The organism is Bacillus sp. B1-WWTP-T-0.5-Post-4 (assembly GCF_009183795.1).
Lineage (GTDB): Bacteria > Bacillota > Bacilli > Bacillales > Bacillaceae_G > Bacillus_A > Bacillus_A cereus.
This window is the reverse complement of record NZ_WEIJ01000007.1, coordinates 190,262-208,358: the sequence shown is the minus strand read 5'-3', so window position 1 is coordinate 208,358 and position 18,097 is coordinate 190,262. Positions and strand designations below refer to the sequence as shown.

Below are 18,097 nucleotides of genomic sequence, written 5' to 3'. Positions count from 1 at the left end.
GAAATGGAATTCATCAAAGAATGGCTTCATAAACAAAGTTTGAAAAACCAACTTATAGAGGTATTTGGAAAAGCAGGTTTATATGTAGACCATCAAACACGGGGTGGGAAGGTGCCGATTTATCCAAAGATACATTCCGTTTCTTCAACACAAGAAAATGTTCGATATGTATTTACCATTCCGAATGGTTTGGATCCTAAGATTATTGAAAAGAAATGGTTTTGCTTTCAACAAATATTAGGTCGTAATGTAGCAATTGAAGGTGATATCAAAAAGTTTGTACTGAATGTATTCCATTCAGATGCAGGACTACAACCATACAATTACAGTTATAAGAAATGGCAGCCGTTACTAAAACAACATCGTCTTCCTGTTGTGGTAGGTCGGGACCAATTTGGCAATATGATTGTGTATGACATGGTTGAAGCCAATACACCACATTTACTTATAGCAGGGGAAACAGGAAGCGGGAAAAGTAGTATGGTGCGCGTTGTTCTGTCCACACTCATTCAATATATGTCTCCTGATAAATTACATTTGTACCTGGGTGACTTAAAAAACTCTGAATTTCATTTCTTACGAAGAGTAAAACACGTAAAAGAGGTTTGCATGGAAGAAATTGAAATGAAGATTATGCTTCAGAAAGTGTGGAATGAAATACGTGAACGAAGAAAGCTAATGGAAGAGTATGAAGTGGATCATATTGATGAATACAACAAAATTAATCCTGATAATCGGAAACCATATATTTTATTAGCAATCGATGAAGTGGCCATGTTGCAAGACGAAAAGGAATGTATGTCTACAGTTGAAAAGATATCAGCAGTCGGTAGGGCGTTAGGAGTTTTCCTCATGCTATCTATGCAACGTCCTGATGCAAAAGTATTAGATGGTAAGTTAAAACTCAACATGACGGTAAGAATGGGTTTTAAATGTGATAGTACGATTAACAGTAATATCATGGGTACACCTGGTTCAGAACACTTGGAGCAATCGGGCCAAATGATATTGAAATTAAATGGATTAAAGAAAGTGCAAGCTCCTTATTTAGAATTAAGCAAAGCGAAACAAGTCGTTGAACCTCATCGCATTCCTAAAGAGGATATGAAGCTTCAGAATCCTCCAGAAGAAGACAATCAATTGTTTGGGGTGTTAGATTATGAGGAGTAGAGACAAAGCGATACTGAGTGATTTAAAACGTTTTAGGTGTATGTCACGTGATGACATTATAGATTTGCATTTTCACGGGGTGAAAAACGCGGTTACTTGCTGTAACACGGTGATGAAACGATTAAGGAGAGACGGCCATGTGGATGCCAATATCACACAGCAGCCATTTATATATTTCCCTCAACCTTCTACCATTCGAAAGACTAGCCAAAAGATTCCTCACTTCCTCGGTATTGTGGATGTATACAAACAACTCATTCATTATGAAAAACCGAAACTATTCAAAGTCGAGCCGAAATACGGAAAAGAATTTATGGAACCCGATGCATTTACAATATGGCGCAGATCACCATTCTTCATTGAAGTCCAGAAGTCAGTTTACAGTAAAAAGATTATGCAAGATAAGATAAACAGATATGAGTTATATTTCCATAGCCAGGAATGGCATAACGAATCGTGGCAACCGAAAGGAACTAAATACTTTCCATCGATCCTCATCATTACTGATAAGCAGTATGATATTAATTCTTCTAATTTACGTATCTTTCAAGCTCCTTCAATTAGCAATTTTATGAATAGTCTTACTGTAAAAGCATAATTAGGAAGCTTTTTTCACCAGAATTGCATCCGTTGTAGCGTTATGCGGTGGGCTGTTTATTATGGTTGGTAGCCAGGAACGGGGGTTTTCTTTAATAAGTCACGCTGGGATTGGCTATATAGTGGTGCAAATGATTCCGTTGTTTATGAGATTGCTTGTTGAGCTCGCTAAGGCTATTTAGTCCTACTTAATGTAGGACTTTTTCATATGATAATAACCATCTATCGTTATTATCAGACAACATATCTTAACTCAACATTCGCAATAAATAGTTTTATGTTTCTAAAATTGTAATATATTTACATAAATGAAAATCGAAAGTATGATGAAGTTGCAAGCTATAAAACTATTAAAGGGGGATTTTTTATGTTAAAGAAACTAGCAATTGGAGCATTAGCGACTGGGGTCATGTTATCTGGAGCTGGCGGTGTGATGGCGGCAGAAAACACACAAGCTTTAAGTAAGGAAAAGGTTGCAGACTTAAATACTTTAAGTACGGCGTATACTACTGTTAATGTCTATGGGAGCACTGTTGAGTTTGCTGTAAAAGGCTTAGAAAATCCATTCACTTCAACGTATTATCAAAAAATAGCTTGGACAAATAATTATTCTGATCCAAATAATTACAATACATTAGCAGTAGCATATCCACAAAGCGGGAATGATTATAAGGCATATGGATATGAATCATTAAATAATGTTAAACAAAAAATCGGCTCTGGTCAGACTGTCTATGGTTTCGCTCTAGCAAAAAACGGAACATGGTATCCGGCTGGACAAGCTACAATTAACTATTAAGATTTAAAACAAAAAGGAGTCCTAGTAGGCTCCTTTTTTTACTTGCAGGAATTTCTTAACCATCATGGAATACTCTCACTAGGAGGTGTTGTGACGTTATGACGGACGAAATTGTTTATTCTGCTAGTGAAGTATATAAACGACTAGGAATAAGTGATAGCACCCTTAGAAAGTACATGGAAGTATTGCAACGCGAAGGATTCGTAGTGAAGAAGGATAATCGCGGCAGACGCCAGTACACAGACAGTGACATTATGGTGATTGAGAAATTAATTGAGCTTAGCAAGCATGACGGTATGACACTAGAGAAAGCAGCGAAGATGATTGCGCAGCAAATAGAGAAAGTTAATCCGGATCTGATTCAAGAAGAGCCTGAGGAAACGGACTTAGTGCCATTCCACATTAAACAACAACTACAGGAACAGTACAGCGTTATGACGCAAGAAATGAATCAGAGTATGTTAGCGATGGAGAAGCGATTAAGCGAGCAGGCCAAGCAAAGCAATGAGGAAATCAAAGCGAGTATAGAATTGCATAATGAACGCGTGGAAAAACGATTAGAAGCGCGGGATGAGACGTTGATGAAGACATTACGAGAAATGCAGGAAACGAAGAGAGTGATGCAGGAATTTCGAAATGAGGTTGCTGCTGCGAAAGAGAAGCAAAAGCCGTGGTGGAAGTTCTGGTGAGAACAAGGAGGTCCCCTTGTGAGAGTAGGGTTCCTCTTTGTCTTCGCTACGGATAATGATGCGCTTTGTTAAAACCAATTTAAATAAAACATTTGGAGGAATGGACTTATGTCTAATGAAGTTTTGCCTTTCACAGTAAGACTAGCTACTCCAGAAGATTTTTGGAATATATCAAATATAAACAAGCAAGTTCAACAGTTACATATAGAGGGAAGACCAGATATTTACTCTGATACTTCAGCTTCTTTGGATCACAATGCATACGAAGAGTGGCTTAATGATAAAACCATAGAGATATTTGTAGTAGAGGACAATAATAAAGAGATTCTTGCTTATTTAATTTTAGATATTAAAGAACCATCCGAAAATCCAAAGTTAGTTGAGCGAAAAGTACTCTTTATCCGTAATATTGGTGTGAGTGAAATATGTCAAGGAACAGGAATAGGAAAAATATTAGTAAAAAAAGTATTTGAGTACGCTAAAGAAATACAAGCAACAAGTGTAGAATTAAATGTTTTAGAATTTAACAAGAAGGCTATACAATTCTATGAAAAACTTGGATTTAAAACACAGAGTCGCCAAATGGAATTTGTGTTACCTGATGCTTAAAACTATTTCCTCTATCGATAATTATGTAAATGTGCTAGTGGGGAAACCATTGGAAGTACGGGATGAGATTGCTGCATCGAAAGAGAAGAAAAAGCCGTGGTGGAGGTTCTGGTAAAGGATTTAGAATAAACTACGCAAAAGTAGAAAAGTATATATTTCTACTTTTCTACTTTGTTGGAAGATGTATTTATTATTATATTTTTAACATAAATGGGTATAGTCAGCATTTCGAAAAAACAACGCTAAGCAAAAAATAAGCTGTCCATATAGGCAGCTTATTTACATAATTATCGTTATTGGAAGTCGTTTTAAAATTCTACATGTTTACTCTTTTCTTGTTCTTACGAATAAACCACAAAACCACAGTTAAAAATAATAAAAAAATCAGTAAAAAGAGCGGTATTTTTTGAATAAAGAAAAATCCTTTCCAAAAATCTAACCTAGTACTATCAGGAGAATCTGTTGCCATCCCACCTATAAAATAAGATAACGGAATGGTAAGTATATTTATCCCTAAACCGATCATTACGAATGATAGATTTTTACTCCAGATTTTTGGCAATGCAGCCATAATAAATAAAACTAATGCAGTACCAATTATAAGAAACAGTACTCCAAAATAAAATGCAAAATATAAAATAATTCCCATAATATCCCTCCAAGGCTTTAATTGTACCATCAATAAGGGTAATTTTGGTTGAATATGATATTCATAGAAAGTTAACATAACGTCTCATTATCGGTAGCAAAGAAAAAGGCAGCCTCTTACTTTCAAAGGGAATCCGCCTTTTTTGTTCTATGGATCTATACAATTTTTTATACATTCCTATCATGGTGCGGTTTTCGGGTTCTCGTTTGTTACTGGATTACTCGAAAAATTGTATAAATTTATGTATACTCTTAGCGTTGTTTTTTTCTGAAATACTGAAGGTACCTCATAAAAAAGAAGTATCCCTAATTAGATTCAGGGATACTTCTTTTTATATTCCAGTCAATAATTTGAATTTCATTTTCTGCTCTGCAGTTAATTCTTTTTCTACATAATTATCTATAAGTAGATTGATTATTTCATGAGCGAATTTCTTGTTGGTAATTTTCATAAGTGCTTCAAGTTCTACTTTCGATTCATTAGAAACCTTAATACTTCCTTGTTGGTTTTTAAACTTCTTTTTCTCGGGCGCCTGTAAATTCTTGTCTGTGTTTAAATCTAAGTTGTCGGTAATAGGCGTAACTGTTACTACAAATGAATTATTTTTATTTTCCACAGGTACCACTCCTATTTAAACTTTTCACGTGTTATTTCTTTTCCAGCATTTCATAAAGGTGCTTGTACATCCCTTTATAACCTTCAGATTGTCTCGTTGTTAGTTTAGTATTTACATAACTTTCAAGAAGCATATCAATAATACTATTAATCGATGCTTTATCCATGCTTTCTTGTTCTTTTATAAATGGTTTAAGTGTATTTAGCTTTAATAAAACAGCTGGTGAAATTTTAGCCGTTTTAGATGGAACTAAACGTTGATCATGCTTCTCAGGAGCTGCTACTTTTCCTTTATTGATAATAGGCTTAATAACTTGTTTTTTAACAGGCTCACTATTACGGCCAAAATCGTTAGTTCCTTTTATCTGTACACCTTTGTCATTTAAAGTGTTTCCAGGTTTTGTGACTATAGGCTGAAATGGCGCTTTAGACATTATGAACTTCCTCCTTAAGCGTTAATAGTAGCAAAATAATTTTCATGTTCATTAAGTTCACTAAGAACATCGATGAATAGTTGGTGAGCTTTTTCATCCCACATATCAATATTACCGCTAACGTTTACGTTTTTATGAATACCTTCAATATCGTATACTTTTAGGCGCTCTTGATATCTGACGATTGTATTTAGAACGTTTCCACCATACATTTCTTGGGCTTGTTGTAATACTTTATTATCCACTCGTTTTCCTTGATGTAACATCATTGGGATAATGCCTAAAACTTGTAGGTCTGCATCATATGTTTCTGCTAAGAACTGCATATAAGCGATGTATGTTTGAGCACCTTCTAAAGATAACTCTTGTGTTTGTAGAACGATGATACAATAATCAGCTGCTATCATAGCGTTATCTGAGTAGTCACTGATTGTTGGTGGTACGTCAATGTAGATACGATCATATTTATCTTTTAATGGTTCTAGTAACTTCTTTAAATATGTAATTTGTGCAAGTTCATCCTCTGGGAACATATCAAAGAGGATTTTTGAAAGTTTTCTAAATGAAGTATTAGATGGAACGATATCCAAATTCTCGATAACTGGGATAATCTCATTCTCTAAATTTTGATTTAAAAATGCATCAGTAATAGACTTGTCTATTTGTTCAATGTCACCTGTTTTAGCAAGGACTCTTGTAGCATTCCCCTGAGGATCCATATCCACTAATAGACATTTCTCATTAAATACAGTAGCTGCTTCATAAGCCAACATTGTAGCTGTTTTAGTTTTTCCAACTCCGCCTTTAAAGTTACCGATTACGTATGTAGTTGCTTGTCTAGTCATTTTCGACATTCCTCCATAAAACTCCGAATAAGTATACCTTTGAGTAAAATGTAACATCTATATACAATATTCGCAACAGTATACCGAAGAAAAGTTTATGTTTTTCTAACAAATTTATCGAAAGAGTAGAAAAGTATACTAAAGCGTAAGATTTTTTAGTATACTTTTCTACTTTTCTACTTATACGTAGTTTATAGAGTGGGTGATTTTAAAGGTGTAAAAGTATACTTTTCTACTTACGCGTAGTTTAGAGGTGTTATATATATATACCGTTAATAAAGGGTTAATCGCAATTTTAAAGCAGGAATAAATTATAAATATGAGGCTTTAAGTATACATTTCTACTTATGCGTAAGTTAGAAACAGTATACCAAATTTAAAAGTATGGTAGAAAAGTATACTTTTACACTTTTTCGTAGGTATATTTTTCTACTTGTGCGTAGTTTTAAGTTGTCATTTCGCTGTTTACAAACAAAAAAGCTTGTTGTAACGTAGTACACAACAAGCAACATTCTACAAAACAAAACATAATTTGATATTTTACATATACGAAGATCGATAGAACAATTGAATATGAACACAAAACAAAAAGCCACTCCCATATGCTAACGGCTACCAACCGTTGTGGGAATGACTCAGCTCTAGTAATTGCTACCAACACTTACTAGACATAACCTGTAACCATGCAGGAATTCGGTTTAAGTAGTGTACCACCACTATCCTTAAACAATTATGCCTTTCGACTAGGCTTATTTGATATACCCATTTTATCTATTGTTTGACTAAAATTCAACTAGTAAATGCTAGAATTGTATTTTTTGCAGTCAAAAGATATATATAGGGCATCTCTAAGCCTAGAGGTCTTGTGAATATACAGGCCATTTAGGAGTTGGAGATGCCTTTTTGTTTTTGTTCGCGTGGAATTGCCTGATACCACGTAAATAAAAACTGATAAGCCGTAATTCCGTGCTTCTATATAGAGGGAACGCGTTACGTGCGTGGCTAGCTGTTGGTCGTGCAGGGGGTACAGAGTATGCGCCTACAAAAACAGCGCCCCTCATTGGAATCCTGTTCTTCTGGTGAGGGAGGGCGAGAACTTGCCCAGGGACGATTCTCTAAAAGGTTCGGGTGGTTATCGTTAGCATTACGGTGCTAGGGAGTACATTCAGTTTGTCGTGTAGGGACGATATTACAAGGACAAGCCATAGAAAAAGGATGTATGCGGTGAAAATCGCTGAGTGAACAGGGTCTATACATACGGATACCTTATAAGTGACCGCATGGCGAAAACAAGACGCTTATCCATCTATTTTGATCGATTACTTTTTTTGTGATCTTTCAAAGTAGGGGATAAATCTGCCTTCCAGCCGTGTTCCTTAATCGTTCCCACATGATGCAAACCCTCCAGACCTTCAGTCAAGTTTAATTGCGAAGAAAAGATGAAAAATATGAGATTGTTTAAGACCTGGGGGAATGACTCATTAAGATAGAGGAATAAATAAGGGATTTACTACTTATTTGGATAGAGGATATGGGGACGGATGGTAGAATAGGCTTTATTGCAAGATTTGGTTTTACACATCGGATATAGTACGTGAAATTTAAAAGATTGATTTCTTGTTTATAGAAATAAAGTATTATTTTACAATTGATTAGAAGGATAAAATTTAAGGGGAATATTTTATGACTAATAATCTTATAGAGAAGAATTGGATAGATGATTTTATTAAAACAGATGCATTTTCAGAGGCTTTAGGTATGGTATGGCGTAATGGTTATGAATCAGGAGGTTATTTTCAATTCACTCATAAGTCACAAGTGATAGTAAAAAAGTTTGCTGATTTCTTTGGGAAAGAAACAAGATCAAGATATTGTGAAGATAAAGGGTATGTGGAATGGTATATGTCTATGAATAGTGACCATCCATTTATTACAAAGGTAAAAGAATTTGGTTGGACACCGATACGAGGAAAATCTAGGTTATTTCCTAAAGGTGAGTTTAATAAAAATATATTCATTAAAAAATATGTTTTATTGAGGCATGAACTTGGCACGATAAAAGTTAAACGATCTGAAAATAAAATTTATGTTAGACCACGCTTTCGTATTCATGGGTCTGAAGATATCTTGGAGCATTTAAATAATTTTATGTTTGAAGAATTAGGTATTAAGAAGAAAAAATTACAAACTGACGGGAAAATACCAAAAGCAAAAATTTTATATTTTCAATCATACAAAGATATAGAGAGTATTTTGAAATATATTGGAGCTTCAGAGACATTAGAAACGTTGTATTCGTTCGATTTAGGATTTTATGATGCTAAAAAATTTAAGAAGACCGACCTAGGGAAATAAGTAGGTTTTTAGGAGGGGTATTACTATCTCATTGGACAAAAATTTAACATTTTATGATTATAAGAATAGTTTTCAACTTTTAATCTAATGTAAAATTAGTGAGAGGTTTATTTTATATCAAAATGTTAATTAAAAAAGAGTTAGAAGTGATTATTTGAATAAATTAATATTATTGTCTTTATTGGCTACATTTTGTTTAAATATCGCAGGATGTTCTAATGATATGGCTATACCGAGGGATAATTCTAAACCCTCAATATCTAAGAAGGTTAAATGCATTAACAAAGCATGGTACAAAAAAACATATGTTATGTATTAGTTTAAAGAAACTTTAAATGGTGGATGATAAAGATTATAGGAGAACAATAATAATTTATTTATCATAATATTTTTGTAATATAATTAATATCTCTAAATTTACCTAAAAAGACTATCAGTAATAGTGAAATTTTGGAGAAATAAAATGTGTTTATAATAAAACCAATGAATTGGATAATAAATAATATACATAAAGAAAAGGCGCCCATATAAGGGTGCCTTTTCTAATGGTTTTTTAGCAGAAGCAAGAAGCTCCAACAATAATTAATAAGATAAATAATACAACTAATAAAGCAAATCCTCCTGCAAAGCCACAGCCGCCACCGCAGCTACCACCAAAGCCCATAATAATTCCTCCTTTAAAGAGTAGGAGAAAAATAAGGAGTCACTCATGTATCTTAATGGATTCAAATTACTTTATGTTTTTATGGATTAAATGAGCATGGCCTTTTGAAAATAAAAAAAAGGCGCCATAAAGCGCCCCCCATTTGGGGAAATAAGAAGTAAGGTTTCTAAGATAACTGAAAAAATAGATCAGGTGCTTAGATTTTATCACAATTTTTTTCTAAATGAACATGCATTATTACATATTATAATAAATCCCTCTATTTTCCATTTGATAAAATATATTACCAATATTAACAAAAATTAAATAAATATTTCTACAAATTCAAAATATTTACAAAAATCACAAAAGTGATACATTTAAGGTGCAAGTTATAAAAAACTATTAAAGGGGGATTTATTATGTTCAAGAAATTAGTAGTTGGAGCATTAGCAACAGGTATTGCATTGACGGGAGGAATTGGGGCAGCGTCAGCAAGTACAGAAAATGGATCTAATACACCAAGTTCTGTAAAACAATTATCAAGATGCTATGACAAAGAAAACGGTAAGTATGTAAGAGAAGTGAGAAATCCCCAAAGAATTTTTGCTACTACTTTTACTGAACAAGCTTGTGGCGGGACAGTGTATTGGTATTTAAAAGAAATCAATGAAGATGGTGGGGGATATGTCGCTAAGTATGAGGGTTGGATTCAATAGTATGTTTATTTTAAAAGAAAGACACTCTTTTAGGTGTCTTTTTTTAATACTTTCCATAAAGAAAAGACACCCTAAGGTGCCTTCCTCCGACTTGAACCGCTTTATTATTACAATAAAGATGATGTTTACAAGGATAATTGTTATTACTTATTAATTGTAAACCAATTGCTAGTGGCCATGCCTAAAGAATTTCTCTAAATAATGTTTTATTTTTATAGAGAATTCCCGAGGGAGCTCTCATATTGTTTTATTTGTTAATAGTGATGAATTGACTCTTTTGATGTTGCCCATCAATGAAACCAATTACAACATACTTTCCTGGTGGGTAATTACCGTTAATATATGTTTCCCACATTTGATATTTTTGGTTGTCCGTTGGGTCAACCCAATACGTTGGTTCGATTGTTTTTAATCGTGTTAATTTGCCTGTGTCCTCAACTTTGAAGATTTTTACAATGTCGGTAGGGTCTTCCTGAACGGTTTCACGAACCATTAAGAAACGATTATACGGACTCACTGATGTATAGCTGTTTTCAACTTGATATGCTAAACGAGGAATGAAACCTGGGATAAAGTCATGTAAAATGTATGTATTTGTAATTCCCCACTCATCATTGAAAGGATCACTTGCTTTTACTGTGTCTGCTTGTACTTGAGAGACTGGCTTAATCATTTCTACTGCAGTAAATCCACCAAATGTTAATGCTCCGACTAATGCTAATTTTCCTAATTTCATAAAAAATCCCCCTAAATATTTCTATTTAAAAAACAATTAATCTCTATAATAAGATACAACGAAATATATATTTTTTCAAATATTTTCTAAAAAAGTTATAAATATAAAGAAAAGACACCCTAAGGTGCCTTCCTCTGACTTGAACTACTTTAATTTTAATAATATGTATTGGATTACCATCTATATATTATTTCATTTTGTTTTTAAGCTTTTTTCATATGCTTTAACTTCGTCAGTAGTTTTAAATACTTTTAAATCAAATATTTTTTCCCCATCAATACATACAACGAGTACACCATCTTGAGCTTGAAGAACACTACCCACATTACCTTTACCGAGAGAAATACTGAAAGGATTCTCTACATTTAATGATTTCTTTTTAGCAAGATAATCTTTAAATGGTATACCAATGGATAGTTCTTCTTTTAAGCCTTTAATAGTGTTACCAGAAGTAGTTGTTGGTTGTTCCTTTTTTGTAGACTCTTCTTGCTTTTCAGCCGTCTCTTGTTCTGCTTTCTCCTTTTTCACAGTCCCTTTTTCTTCAGCTTTCTTCGCTTTCTCAGCTTCCTTTTGTGCTTCTTGCTCAGCTTTAGATTCTTTGGAAGTACTTGCTGTCTCGTTAGATGAACATGCTGCTAGTCCCATAAATAAAGTGAAACAAGTAAGTGTTGTTAATAGTTTTTTGTTCATAGTATGTATCCCCCATTGTTTAAAATGTAAGATTTACCTGAACTATCATAACAAATATAATCACAACTATTTTGTCATATTATGTCGAAATGAAATAAAAAAAGACACCCAAAGGTGCCTTCCGACTTGAACCACATTAATTTTAATAATATGTATTGGAATCCCATCCACTTATTATTTTACCATGTTAAGTTGTTTCGCTCATTGAGAAATATGATTCAAATCTATATTCTAGCTTGATGTAATTTGAGATTATTCCAATGATATTTCTTCTAATAGAATTGTATGATAGACTGTATGTAACTGTATATTGTGAGGGCGGGAGGTTGCTATCCTTTCTCTGATTCTAGAGAGAAAGGAGGTGACCGAATGGATTCTTTATTTAATTTATTGTATGACGCTGCTAAGGTATTCCTTACAGTATTTGCAACAGCTTATGCGAATGAGCTGGCGAAGAAGATTAGCAGTAAACGAAATAAAAGAACCGCCCCAAATGCCGGCAAGCGAAAGGGCGGTTCTAAACGCAAAAAATAAGTTTAAGCAACCGACCACCTTGCGGTAGCAGTTACTTGAAGAGATGTTAGCGCATCTCTTCTTTTTATTATATACACAAGGTATTACTGTAATACTACTACAGTAATTATATCAAACGTACATAAAAAATCAATGAGCACGTAATAGATATAATGTACAGAAGAAAAGAAACCCAAGTGAGCCTTTTTTCAATTTATTACATCCCTAATTGATTGTAAATTGATTTGAATACGTGAATTCGCCACGATATTTAATTGCAGCCACATAAGTACCACTTGTATAGCTATCTGTGATAGGGGTTTGCCAAATTTCTGTTCCAGGAATAAATTCTGGTTCTATTGTTTGGAATCGTTCTAGGGTACCATTTGTGTGGATTTTAAAAATTTTCATTTGTGCACCAAAATGTTCTCTACCAAAGTGCTGTGTTAAGTAAAATGTATCACCAGTTATTAAATTCCCAATCTTCCAATCTGGTTGATATGTACTTTCCTCTGAATTTTGTAAATCCACAATGGTTTTAAATCCCCAATCATCATTAAGTGGATCTGAGTAAGCTGCAGCTGCTTGTGAGGTAGGCTTACTCATTTCTATTGCAGTAAAACCGCTAAAAGTTAACGCACCAATTAATGCTAATTTTCCTAACTTCATTATTGTTTCCCCCCTATTAATTTTTGTAATTTTTAAAACCAGAAATCATACACACATAATAATATAATTAACTGTATAATATTTCAAATAATTTCTAAAAAAAGTTATAAATACAAAAGAAAGACACCAAAAGGGGCCTTTCTCCGACTTGAACCACTTTAATTTTAATAATATGTATTGGACTCCCATCCGAATATTATTTTAACGTATTTATCCATATTTTGTTTGCGAAAAAATGAAAAGCATAATATCTTATTACTGCTTGTTCATAGCTTTTATCTGTTATAAACATATTCAGTAGTCATGAAGTCATTAGGGAAGTCGTTGATCACTTTCTTCATAACGTTTAGTTCTTCCTGGGATTTGAGTTCAATACCATTTATATAATCAAATACCTTAGATTGTTCATCTGCTACGTAATTCTGTGTCATGTAATCATCTTGGAAGTCTTTCTTTGCTTTTTCTTTAACGGCATTCATAGCATTTATAAAAAAATTGTACCGTGTAGAATTATTTCACTGTACCAAATATTTGAATTTACTAAACAGTTAGAATGAATACGATTAGTTATATAATTGAAAATAAAATTGTTAAACAAATGTTGAGAAATACTAAATTTCAATTTCCATTATATTCTATTCTTGCTATCATTTAATGTAAGACTATTCAGAAAAGGAAGGGATTATATGCGTGTTCCAGTGAAGGGTAATGAACAGATTTCAAAATTATTTAATGACTGGTATCAAGCTATACTACAACATCAAAATGTACAAGCAACAAACTTAAAACAAGAAGTTGAAGATAAGCTTTCCAGTATAAAAGAAGATAAAAATTTATTATTATACTATTCATTATTAGACTTTAGATATAAAGTACTAACCGATGGATTTAACATTACAAAAGATAGCTTTAATGAAATTAACTCCTTTGATATACCTGATAGTAGTTTTTTATCCTATTATTATCACTTCTTCAAAGCTATTCACAGCACAATTCTTGCAGACTATAATGAAGCAAAAGTATATTTTGAGAAGGCGAAAAAACTTTTAATGTACGCAATGAATGAAGTAGAAGAAGCTGAATTTAATTACCGTTTAGCTTCATTTTATTATCAAATCTATAAACCGCTTTTAGCTATTGATTACATACGAATAGCTAAAGATATTTTCTCTAAACACACAGGCTATAAAATTAATGTAGCATTATGTGACAATGTTTTTGGATTAGCTTGTATAGATTTAAGGCAATTTGAACAAGCCGAAGAAAGTTTTAACACTGCCATAGATATTCTAAAAAGTAAAAATGAAAGAACATTGTTACTACGTGTTAGAAATAACATCGGACTATTATATGCAAATCAAAATCTATCCTCTTTAGCAATTCGTCACTTATCAGAGGTTACAGAAAATATACCAAATCACTTTAAAGCCCTATATTTACAAGCAGATGAAAATTTAAAATTAGGCGAAACGGCAATAGCATCTCAACTCATCGAAAAAGGCTTAAACATTTGCAATGAATTAGCAAATAAAGAATATCAATATCGCTTTAAAATCTTAGAAAAATTGAACAACACGTCTAACACTACAGAATTAGAAGCTGTTGTATTAGCAGGAGTTTCATACTTTAAAAAAGAAGAGTTATGGGATTGCATTGAAGAATATGCAGAACGATTAGCGAATAAATTTTATGCAGAGGAACATCATGTGAAGGCTAGTAAATATTTTTATATGAGTAATGAAGCAAAGAAAAAACTATTAGCTAAAGGGGCGTTAAAGTAATGAAAAAGTTTGGATTAACAATAGCAGGTTTAACGTTAGCTGGAATTATGACTTTTGGTATAAGTAACAACTTAGAATTTTCGGCATTAAACAAAGGTGACACACCTGCACCACAAAGACCTGATTTAGCATTTAGTGATGGGCATATCGGTACTTCTCCAGAATATACACATGGAGAAGGGTGGTCTTCATCTTACACACACGGGGAGCCTTGGGGTATAGCTGATGGTGATACTGGTGCACCTACTTACGATCATGGAAGACCGCCTGCACCACAAGCTTAATTGTTCCGCAAAGAAAGTCATACTACTTGTATGGCTTTTTCTTTATTTTAGTTACTTAAGCCCTACATTTTTATCTGATTTGCTTTTGCTGGTGTAGAAGAGGGAAAATATAGAAGCATAAAGTGAAACTTTGCCCTCACCAATTGGGCTTTTACGGGCAGCCCGCCCCCACCTAATTTCTTTGCTTTCGCTGAATTTTGAGGTGGGGATCTTACTGCCCGTTAATGCGGGATAAAAGAAAACCGCCTGAAATGATATGTACTTGAATAGTAGTACATAAAAAATACAAATAACAATAAATTAAATATCGTTAAAACAAAAAGGAGATGTCCCAGGCATAGTACTAGGACATCTCCTTTACTTATCTAAATTCTACAAAGCACTCTCAATTAAACAATTATTAAATATATCTTCTATCTAAAACATCGTATTATCATTAGCTGCTTCACTTGGAATCTCTTGAATTACATCCCAGTGTTCGACAATCTTTCCATCCTTGATACGAAATATATCCACTATAGCAACTCCCTTATCTTGAGAATTAGTACGAGAATGTACATGAAGAGCAACTGTATCCCCTTCAGCTACTACACGTTTAATCTCTGCAGAGGAATTAGGATTTTTAACAAAATCCTCCTTAAAGAAATCCATGAAGGCTTTTCGTCCATCAGCAACAAAAGGATTATGTTGCTTATAATCTTCGCTAACATATTTAGGGATAATATCGATATTATGTTTGTTAAAAACTTCATTATAGAAATCAACTACCATCTTTTTATTCTTTTCATTTTCTTTCACTTCTTTTGATACAGAAGCAACATTTTCGCTCTTTATTGAGTTACCTTTGTTATTACCGGTGGAAGCTTGAAATATCAAAGTCGATACAATTCCTAAAATAAACACAGAAATAATTATTACTATTAAACTTTTCTCTAATTTCATATATACCTACCTCTTCTACTTAAATAAGTTCTCTTCTATAAAAAGCTTGAAGAAGGAGAAACCTTCCCCAAAATGTAATGTCAGGGGTAATGTTAGGAATTTCATTTATCCTAACCTCCCCCTATACAACGCATATTAGAAACGATTCATTCTAACTTAATACCTCATTAACAGTTGCACTGTCCACAATTTGAATAAACTTCTTAACCTTATCGTTCTCATCAAACTTATAAAGGTGACAAAAATCTGCTATGAACGATTTCCCTGTAGCTTTATATGTCCCACTATATTTTCCATACACGATAACAGTATTGTTATTAAAAGCATAGATTTCATCTTTAGCGCTATAGTCATCCCATTCTGTGCCAAGACGTTCATGTACGTTTTTCACTACTTCATCTGGACCTATATAAGTACCTGCATATGGAAACCCAGCAGCTTCTGTCCAAGATACATTTTCACTTAAATACGTTTTGAACGCATCCAATTTCCCTTCGCCAGTTAACACATACGTTTCATGTAATAGCTTTTGATATTTATTCATATCATTAACCCCAAGGCATTTCTTTTGTTACAACTTTTGCACTTAATTCTAATACACCTTTATTTGCATAGCCTGGATATGCTGCTTCAAGTTTTGCCACAAAATCTTTTGAAGTTCCACTTTCCTCAGAAGCTTGAACCGCAGTTCTTAGATAATCCATTGTCGCAGTAAGTGCTTGATTATTTAGGGATTTTTCGATTGATCCATGGCTAGGTACAATTATGTCAGCATGTAATGCTTGTAATACTTTCAAGTTCTCAATCCACGCCTCCATAGCCGCTTTTGAGCTAGTATCCGCTAAGAATACATGTATTTCGTTAAAAACATCAATACCACCAATTAATACTTTTAGTTCTTTATTAAATAGGCTAGTTCTGTAATGATCTAAGCCTACTAGTTCAAATGTTAACCCCTGAAAATCAATCGCTTTTTCTTTAAACACTTGAGGTAATACCACGTTACTTGGTGCATTTTCTCCAAGGGCGTCTTTCCAAACTTTTAATTTCCCTAAGACAGAATGAACGATATGTTCAACAGTAGACTCTGTTGCATACGCTATAGCTTCTGGGTAAACGGCTTTAATGCTCTCTAATCCAAAGTAGTAGTCTGGATCCCCATGAATAATAAAGATTTTATCTAAAGATAAGTTATTTTTTTTCAGATACTCAACAATTCCTTTCGAATCAGATTGAGTAAATTTTGAATTTATTAAAAATGCATGTCCTGCTTTCTCAACTAATGTTGCTGTGACCATAAAGCTTTTTTCGTCCGAACTAAACACCGTTAATTTCACATCTTTTTGATTTGTATCGATTGTTTTAAACATAGTATGTTATTCTCCTTTTGTTAAAGTTATTAACTAATTATCATATTTTTATCTTGTTCCGATAAAGTGAAACTTTAATCAGTGGGGGTTTTGTTCATCCCCCACTGATTATTAGTTGAACCAATCGGACTTTTACGGACAGTTGATCCCCCACCTAACTTCTTTGCTTCCACTGAATTTTGAGGTGGGGGTCTTACTGCCCGTTAAAGCGGGATAAAATCTCCCACTCCCATTTATCTGAAAGTGTAATAGTACTAGCGAATATTCCGGAGATCAATGTCAGGTGGCCTAAGATAACGTGTTTGCTACTATATCCTAAATTTTCTTAATATAAATTTTTAAAACGCGCTTCAATTTTATCCGGTGTCATTACGCCACCACCAATAGGAATAATTTGATTATCCTTTTGTAAAAGTAAGGAAGGATAGCTATTAACACCAAGCTGTCGAACTTTATTAAAATCATTTTGGACATCTATTATTGTTTCTTGAGCGTTTAAACGTTCTAATACTTGTTCAGGGTCCAAACCATGCTCGATTGCAATTTTACGATATGTTTCAGGATCACTCAGACTTTGGCCCTCATAATAAAACGCTTTTTGCATAGCCGAAGTGAATTCTAATAAACGGTCTGGCGCTAATGAGCGTAAAGCTGAAAAACCAATTGCAGCATCTTTCGAATTCATTTTAAAAGTCCCTTCCTCCACCAATTTTTGATAGGAAGGACCAAATTCAGCACCTGTAAGTTGATTAATTCTTTTATTTCCTTCTTCTATATATGAGAAGTGTTTCATTGGTAAATTATCCAAAAATAACCCTCCACATAAAACCGTTAATGGCACTTCAGTGTGGTTTTTGTAAAATCCTTTAATACTTTCTGAAAAACCATAGCACCATCCACAATATGCATCCCATACGTAAATAAGATTATCTTGTTTCGTCTCCATTTAAATCTCCTACCTTTTTTTTATTATCCAGCTCAACTAAAT

General features: G+C 33.5%; 23 protein-coding genes and 1 pseudogene. 11 read left to right on the top strand and 13 right to left on the bottom strand.

The features are described 5' to 3' along the window. The first annotated feature begins 3 nt into the window (after positions 1-3). From GBN91_RS21345 to GBN91_RS29490, 6 genes are all read left to right on the top strand, one after another. A complete protein-coding gene (locus GBN91_RS21345; RefSeq protein WP_152122238.1) occupies positions 4-1,170 on the top strand; it encodes an FtsK/SpoIIIE domain-containing protein in 1,167 nt (388 codons plus the stop codon). Further along, entirely contained in the window at positions 1,160-1,768 is a 609-nt protein-coding gene (locus GBN91_RS21340; RefSeq protein ID WP_152122236.1) for a replication-relaxation family protein, read from the top strand. Before GBN91_RS21345 ends, GBN91_RS21340 begins: the two co-directional genes overlap by 11 nt. Positions 1,769-2,134: 366 nt before the next feature. Beyond that, the gene (locus tag GBN91_RS21335; RefSeq protein WP_152122234.1) at positions 2,135-2,566 is read left to right on the top strand and encodes a hypothetical protein; all 432 of its coding nucleotides are present in this window, start codon (positions 2,135-2,137) and stop codon (positions 2,564-2,566) included. A 98-nt stretch (positions 2,567-2,664) separates the two neighbouring features. Then, positions 2,665-3,255, top strand: coding sequence for a DUF3967 domain-containing protein (locus GBN91_RS21330; RefSeq protein ID WP_152122232.1), 591 nt, complete (start codon positions 2,665-2,667; stop codon positions 3,253-3,255). A gap of 108 nt (positions 3,256-3,363) precedes the next feature. Continuing rightward, a complete protein-coding gene (locus GBN91_RS21325; RefSeq protein WP_109103424.1) occupies positions 3,364-3,864 on the top strand; it encodes a GNAT family N-acetyltransferase in 501 nt (166 codons plus the stop codon). After that, a complete protein-coding gene (locus GBN91_RS29490) occupies positions 3,857-3,979 on the top strand; it encodes a hypothetical protein (RefSeq protein ID WP_264299197.1) in 123 nt (40 codons plus the stop codon). The genes GBN91_RS21325 and GBN91_RS29490 overlap by 8 nt, the downstream gene beginning before the upstream one ends. 201 nt (positions 3,980-4,180) lie before the next feature. Here the strand turns inward: GBN91_RS29490 and GBN91_RS21320 are convergent, their stop codons facing one another. From GBN91_RS21320 to GBN91_RS21305, 4 genes are all read right to left on the bottom strand, one after another. Continuing rightward, on the bottom strand, positions 4,181-4,513 hold the full coding sequence (locus tag GBN91_RS21320) for a hypothetical protein (protein WP_000511404.1): 333 nt from the start codon (positions 4,511-4,513) through the stop codon (positions 4,181-4,183). Positions 4,514-4,844: 331 nt separating this feature from the next. Then, positions 4,845-5,129, bottom strand: coding sequence for a hypothetical protein (locus GBN91_RS21315; RefSeq protein ID WP_000428555.1), 285 nt, complete (start codon positions 5,127-5,129; stop codon positions 4,845-4,847). A 31-nt stretch (positions 5,130-5,160) separates the two neighbouring features. Further along, positions 5,161-5,562, bottom strand: a complete 402-nt coding sequence (locus GBN91_RS21310) for a hypothetical protein (RefSeq protein WP_086385210.1) — start codon at positions 5,560-5,562, stop codon at positions 5,161-5,163. A gap of 14 nt (positions 5,563-5,576) precedes the next feature. Beyond that, on the bottom strand, positions 5,577-6,407 hold the full coding sequence (locus GBN91_RS21305) for a ParA family protein (protein ID WP_000198084.1): 831 nt from the start codon (positions 6,405-6,407) through the stop codon (positions 5,577-5,579). A gap of 1,683 nt (positions 6,408-8,090) precedes the next feature. Here GBN91_RS21305 and GBN91_RS21300 point away from each other — a divergent pair. Further along, positions 8,091-8,762 (top strand): hypothetical protein, encoded by a 672-nt coding sequence (locus GBN91_RS21300; RefSeq protein ID WP_121868680.1) that lies wholly within the window; start codon positions 8,091-8,093, stop codon positions 8,760-8,762. 553 nt (positions 8,763-9,315) lie between these two features. Here the strand turns inward: GBN91_RS21300 and GBN91_RS21290 are convergent. Next, a complete protein-coding gene (locus tag GBN91_RS21290; RefSeq protein ID WP_000505681.1) occupies positions 9,316-9,426 on the bottom strand; it encodes a YjcZ family sporulation protein in 111 nt (36 codons plus the stop codon). Between the two features lie 401 nt (positions 9,427-9,827). Here GBN91_RS21290 and GBN91_RS21285 point away from each other — a divergent pair, with 401 nt between their 5' ends. Beyond that, a complete protein-coding gene (locus tag GBN91_RS21285; protein WP_098973981.1) occupies positions 9,828-10,124 on the top strand; it encodes a hypothetical protein in 297 nt (98 codons plus the stop codon). A gap of 247 nt (positions 10,125-10,371) precedes the next feature. Here GBN91_RS21285 and GBN91_RS21280 read toward each other — a convergent pair whose 3' ends face one another. Together GBN91_RS21280 and GBN91_RS21275 are read right to left on the bottom strand one after the other, a co-directional pair. After that, positions 10,372-10,860, bottom strand: coding sequence for a DUF5065 family protein (locus tag GBN91_RS21280; RefSeq protein ID WP_152122230.1), 489 nt, complete (start codon positions 10,858-10,860; stop codon positions 10,372-10,374). Between the two features lie 192 nt (positions 10,861-11,052). After that, a complete protein-coding gene (locus GBN91_RS21275) occupies positions 11,053-11,550 on the bottom strand; it encodes a hypothetical protein (protein WP_152122228.1) in 498 nt (165 codons plus the stop codon). Positions 11,551-11,919: 369 nt separating this feature from the next. Between GBN91_RS21275 and GBN91_RS28940 the strand changes: the two genes are divergently transcribed. Next, positions 11,920-12,084 carry a hypothetical protein gene (locus GBN91_RS28940; RefSeq protein WP_000377658.1) on the top strand — a complete coding sequence of 55 codons (165 nt, stop codon included), beginning with the start codon at positions 11,920-11,922 and terminating at the stop codon, positions 12,082-12,084. Positions 12,085-12,288: 204 nt separating this feature from the next. On the opposite strand, the gene GBN91_RS21270 is transcribed toward GBN91_RS28940, so the two are convergent. Both GBN91_RS21270 and GBN91_RS21265 read right to left on the bottom strand, forming a co-directional pair. Further along, complete coding sequence (locus tag GBN91_RS21270) at positions 12,289-12,732, bottom strand: DUF5065 family protein (protein WP_000765890.1); 444 nt, start codon at positions 12,730-12,732, stop codon at positions 12,289-12,291. A 255-nt stretch (positions 12,733-12,987) separates the two neighbouring features. Continuing rightward, positions 12,988-13,214, bottom strand: a pseudogene (locus GBN91_RS21265) (hypothetical protein); the annotation flags it as partial. Positions 13,215-13,418: 204 nt separating this feature from the next. On the opposite strand from GBN91_RS21265, the gene GBN91_RS21260 reads away from it, so the two are divergent. Both GBN91_RS21260 and GBN91_RS21255 read left to right on the top strand, forming a co-directional pair. Then, a complete protein-coding gene (locus GBN91_RS21260; protein ID WP_016121980.1) occupies positions 13,419-14,513 on the top strand; it encodes a response regulator aspartate phosphatase in 1,095 nt (364 codons plus the stop codon). Then, positions 14,513-14,797: a hypothetical protein gene (locus tag GBN91_RS21255; protein ID WP_016121979.1), complete on the top strand. Its 285-nt coding sequence runs from the start codon at positions 14,513-14,515 to the stop codon at positions 14,795-14,797. The genes GBN91_RS21260 and GBN91_RS21255 overlap by 1 nt, the downstream gene beginning before the upstream one ends. Before the next feature lie 417 nt (positions 14,798-15,214). Here the strand turns inward: GBN91_RS21255 and GBN91_RS21250 are convergent, their stop codons facing one another. The 4 genes from GBN91_RS21250 to GBN91_RS21235 form a co-directional block, all read right to left on the bottom strand. After that, entirely contained in the window at positions 15,215-15,739 is a 525-nt protein-coding gene (locus tag GBN91_RS21250; RefSeq protein ID WP_000764219.1) for a nuclear transport factor 2 family protein, read from the bottom strand. Between the two features lie 151 nt (positions 15,740-15,890). Further along, complete coding sequence (locus GBN91_RS21245; RefSeq protein ID WP_001046359.1) at positions 15,891-16,283, bottom strand: nuclear transport factor 2 family protein; 393 nt, start codon at positions 16,281-16,283, stop codon at positions 15,891-15,893. Positions 16,284-16,287: 4 nt separating this feature from the next. Then, positions 16,288-17,109, bottom strand: a complete 822-nt coding sequence (locus tag GBN91_RS21240) for an MBL fold hydrolase (protein ID WP_006919777.1) — start codon at positions 17,107-17,109, stop codon at positions 16,288-16,290. Between the two features lie 325 nt (positions 17,110-17,434). After that, positions 17,435-18,055 carry a DsbA family protein gene (locus GBN91_RS21235; protein WP_000448615.1) on the bottom strand — a complete coding sequence of 207 codons (621 nt, stop codon included), beginning with the start codon at positions 18,053-18,055 and terminating at the stop codon, positions 17,435-17,437. Positions 18,056-18,097: the final 42 nt, after the last annotated feature.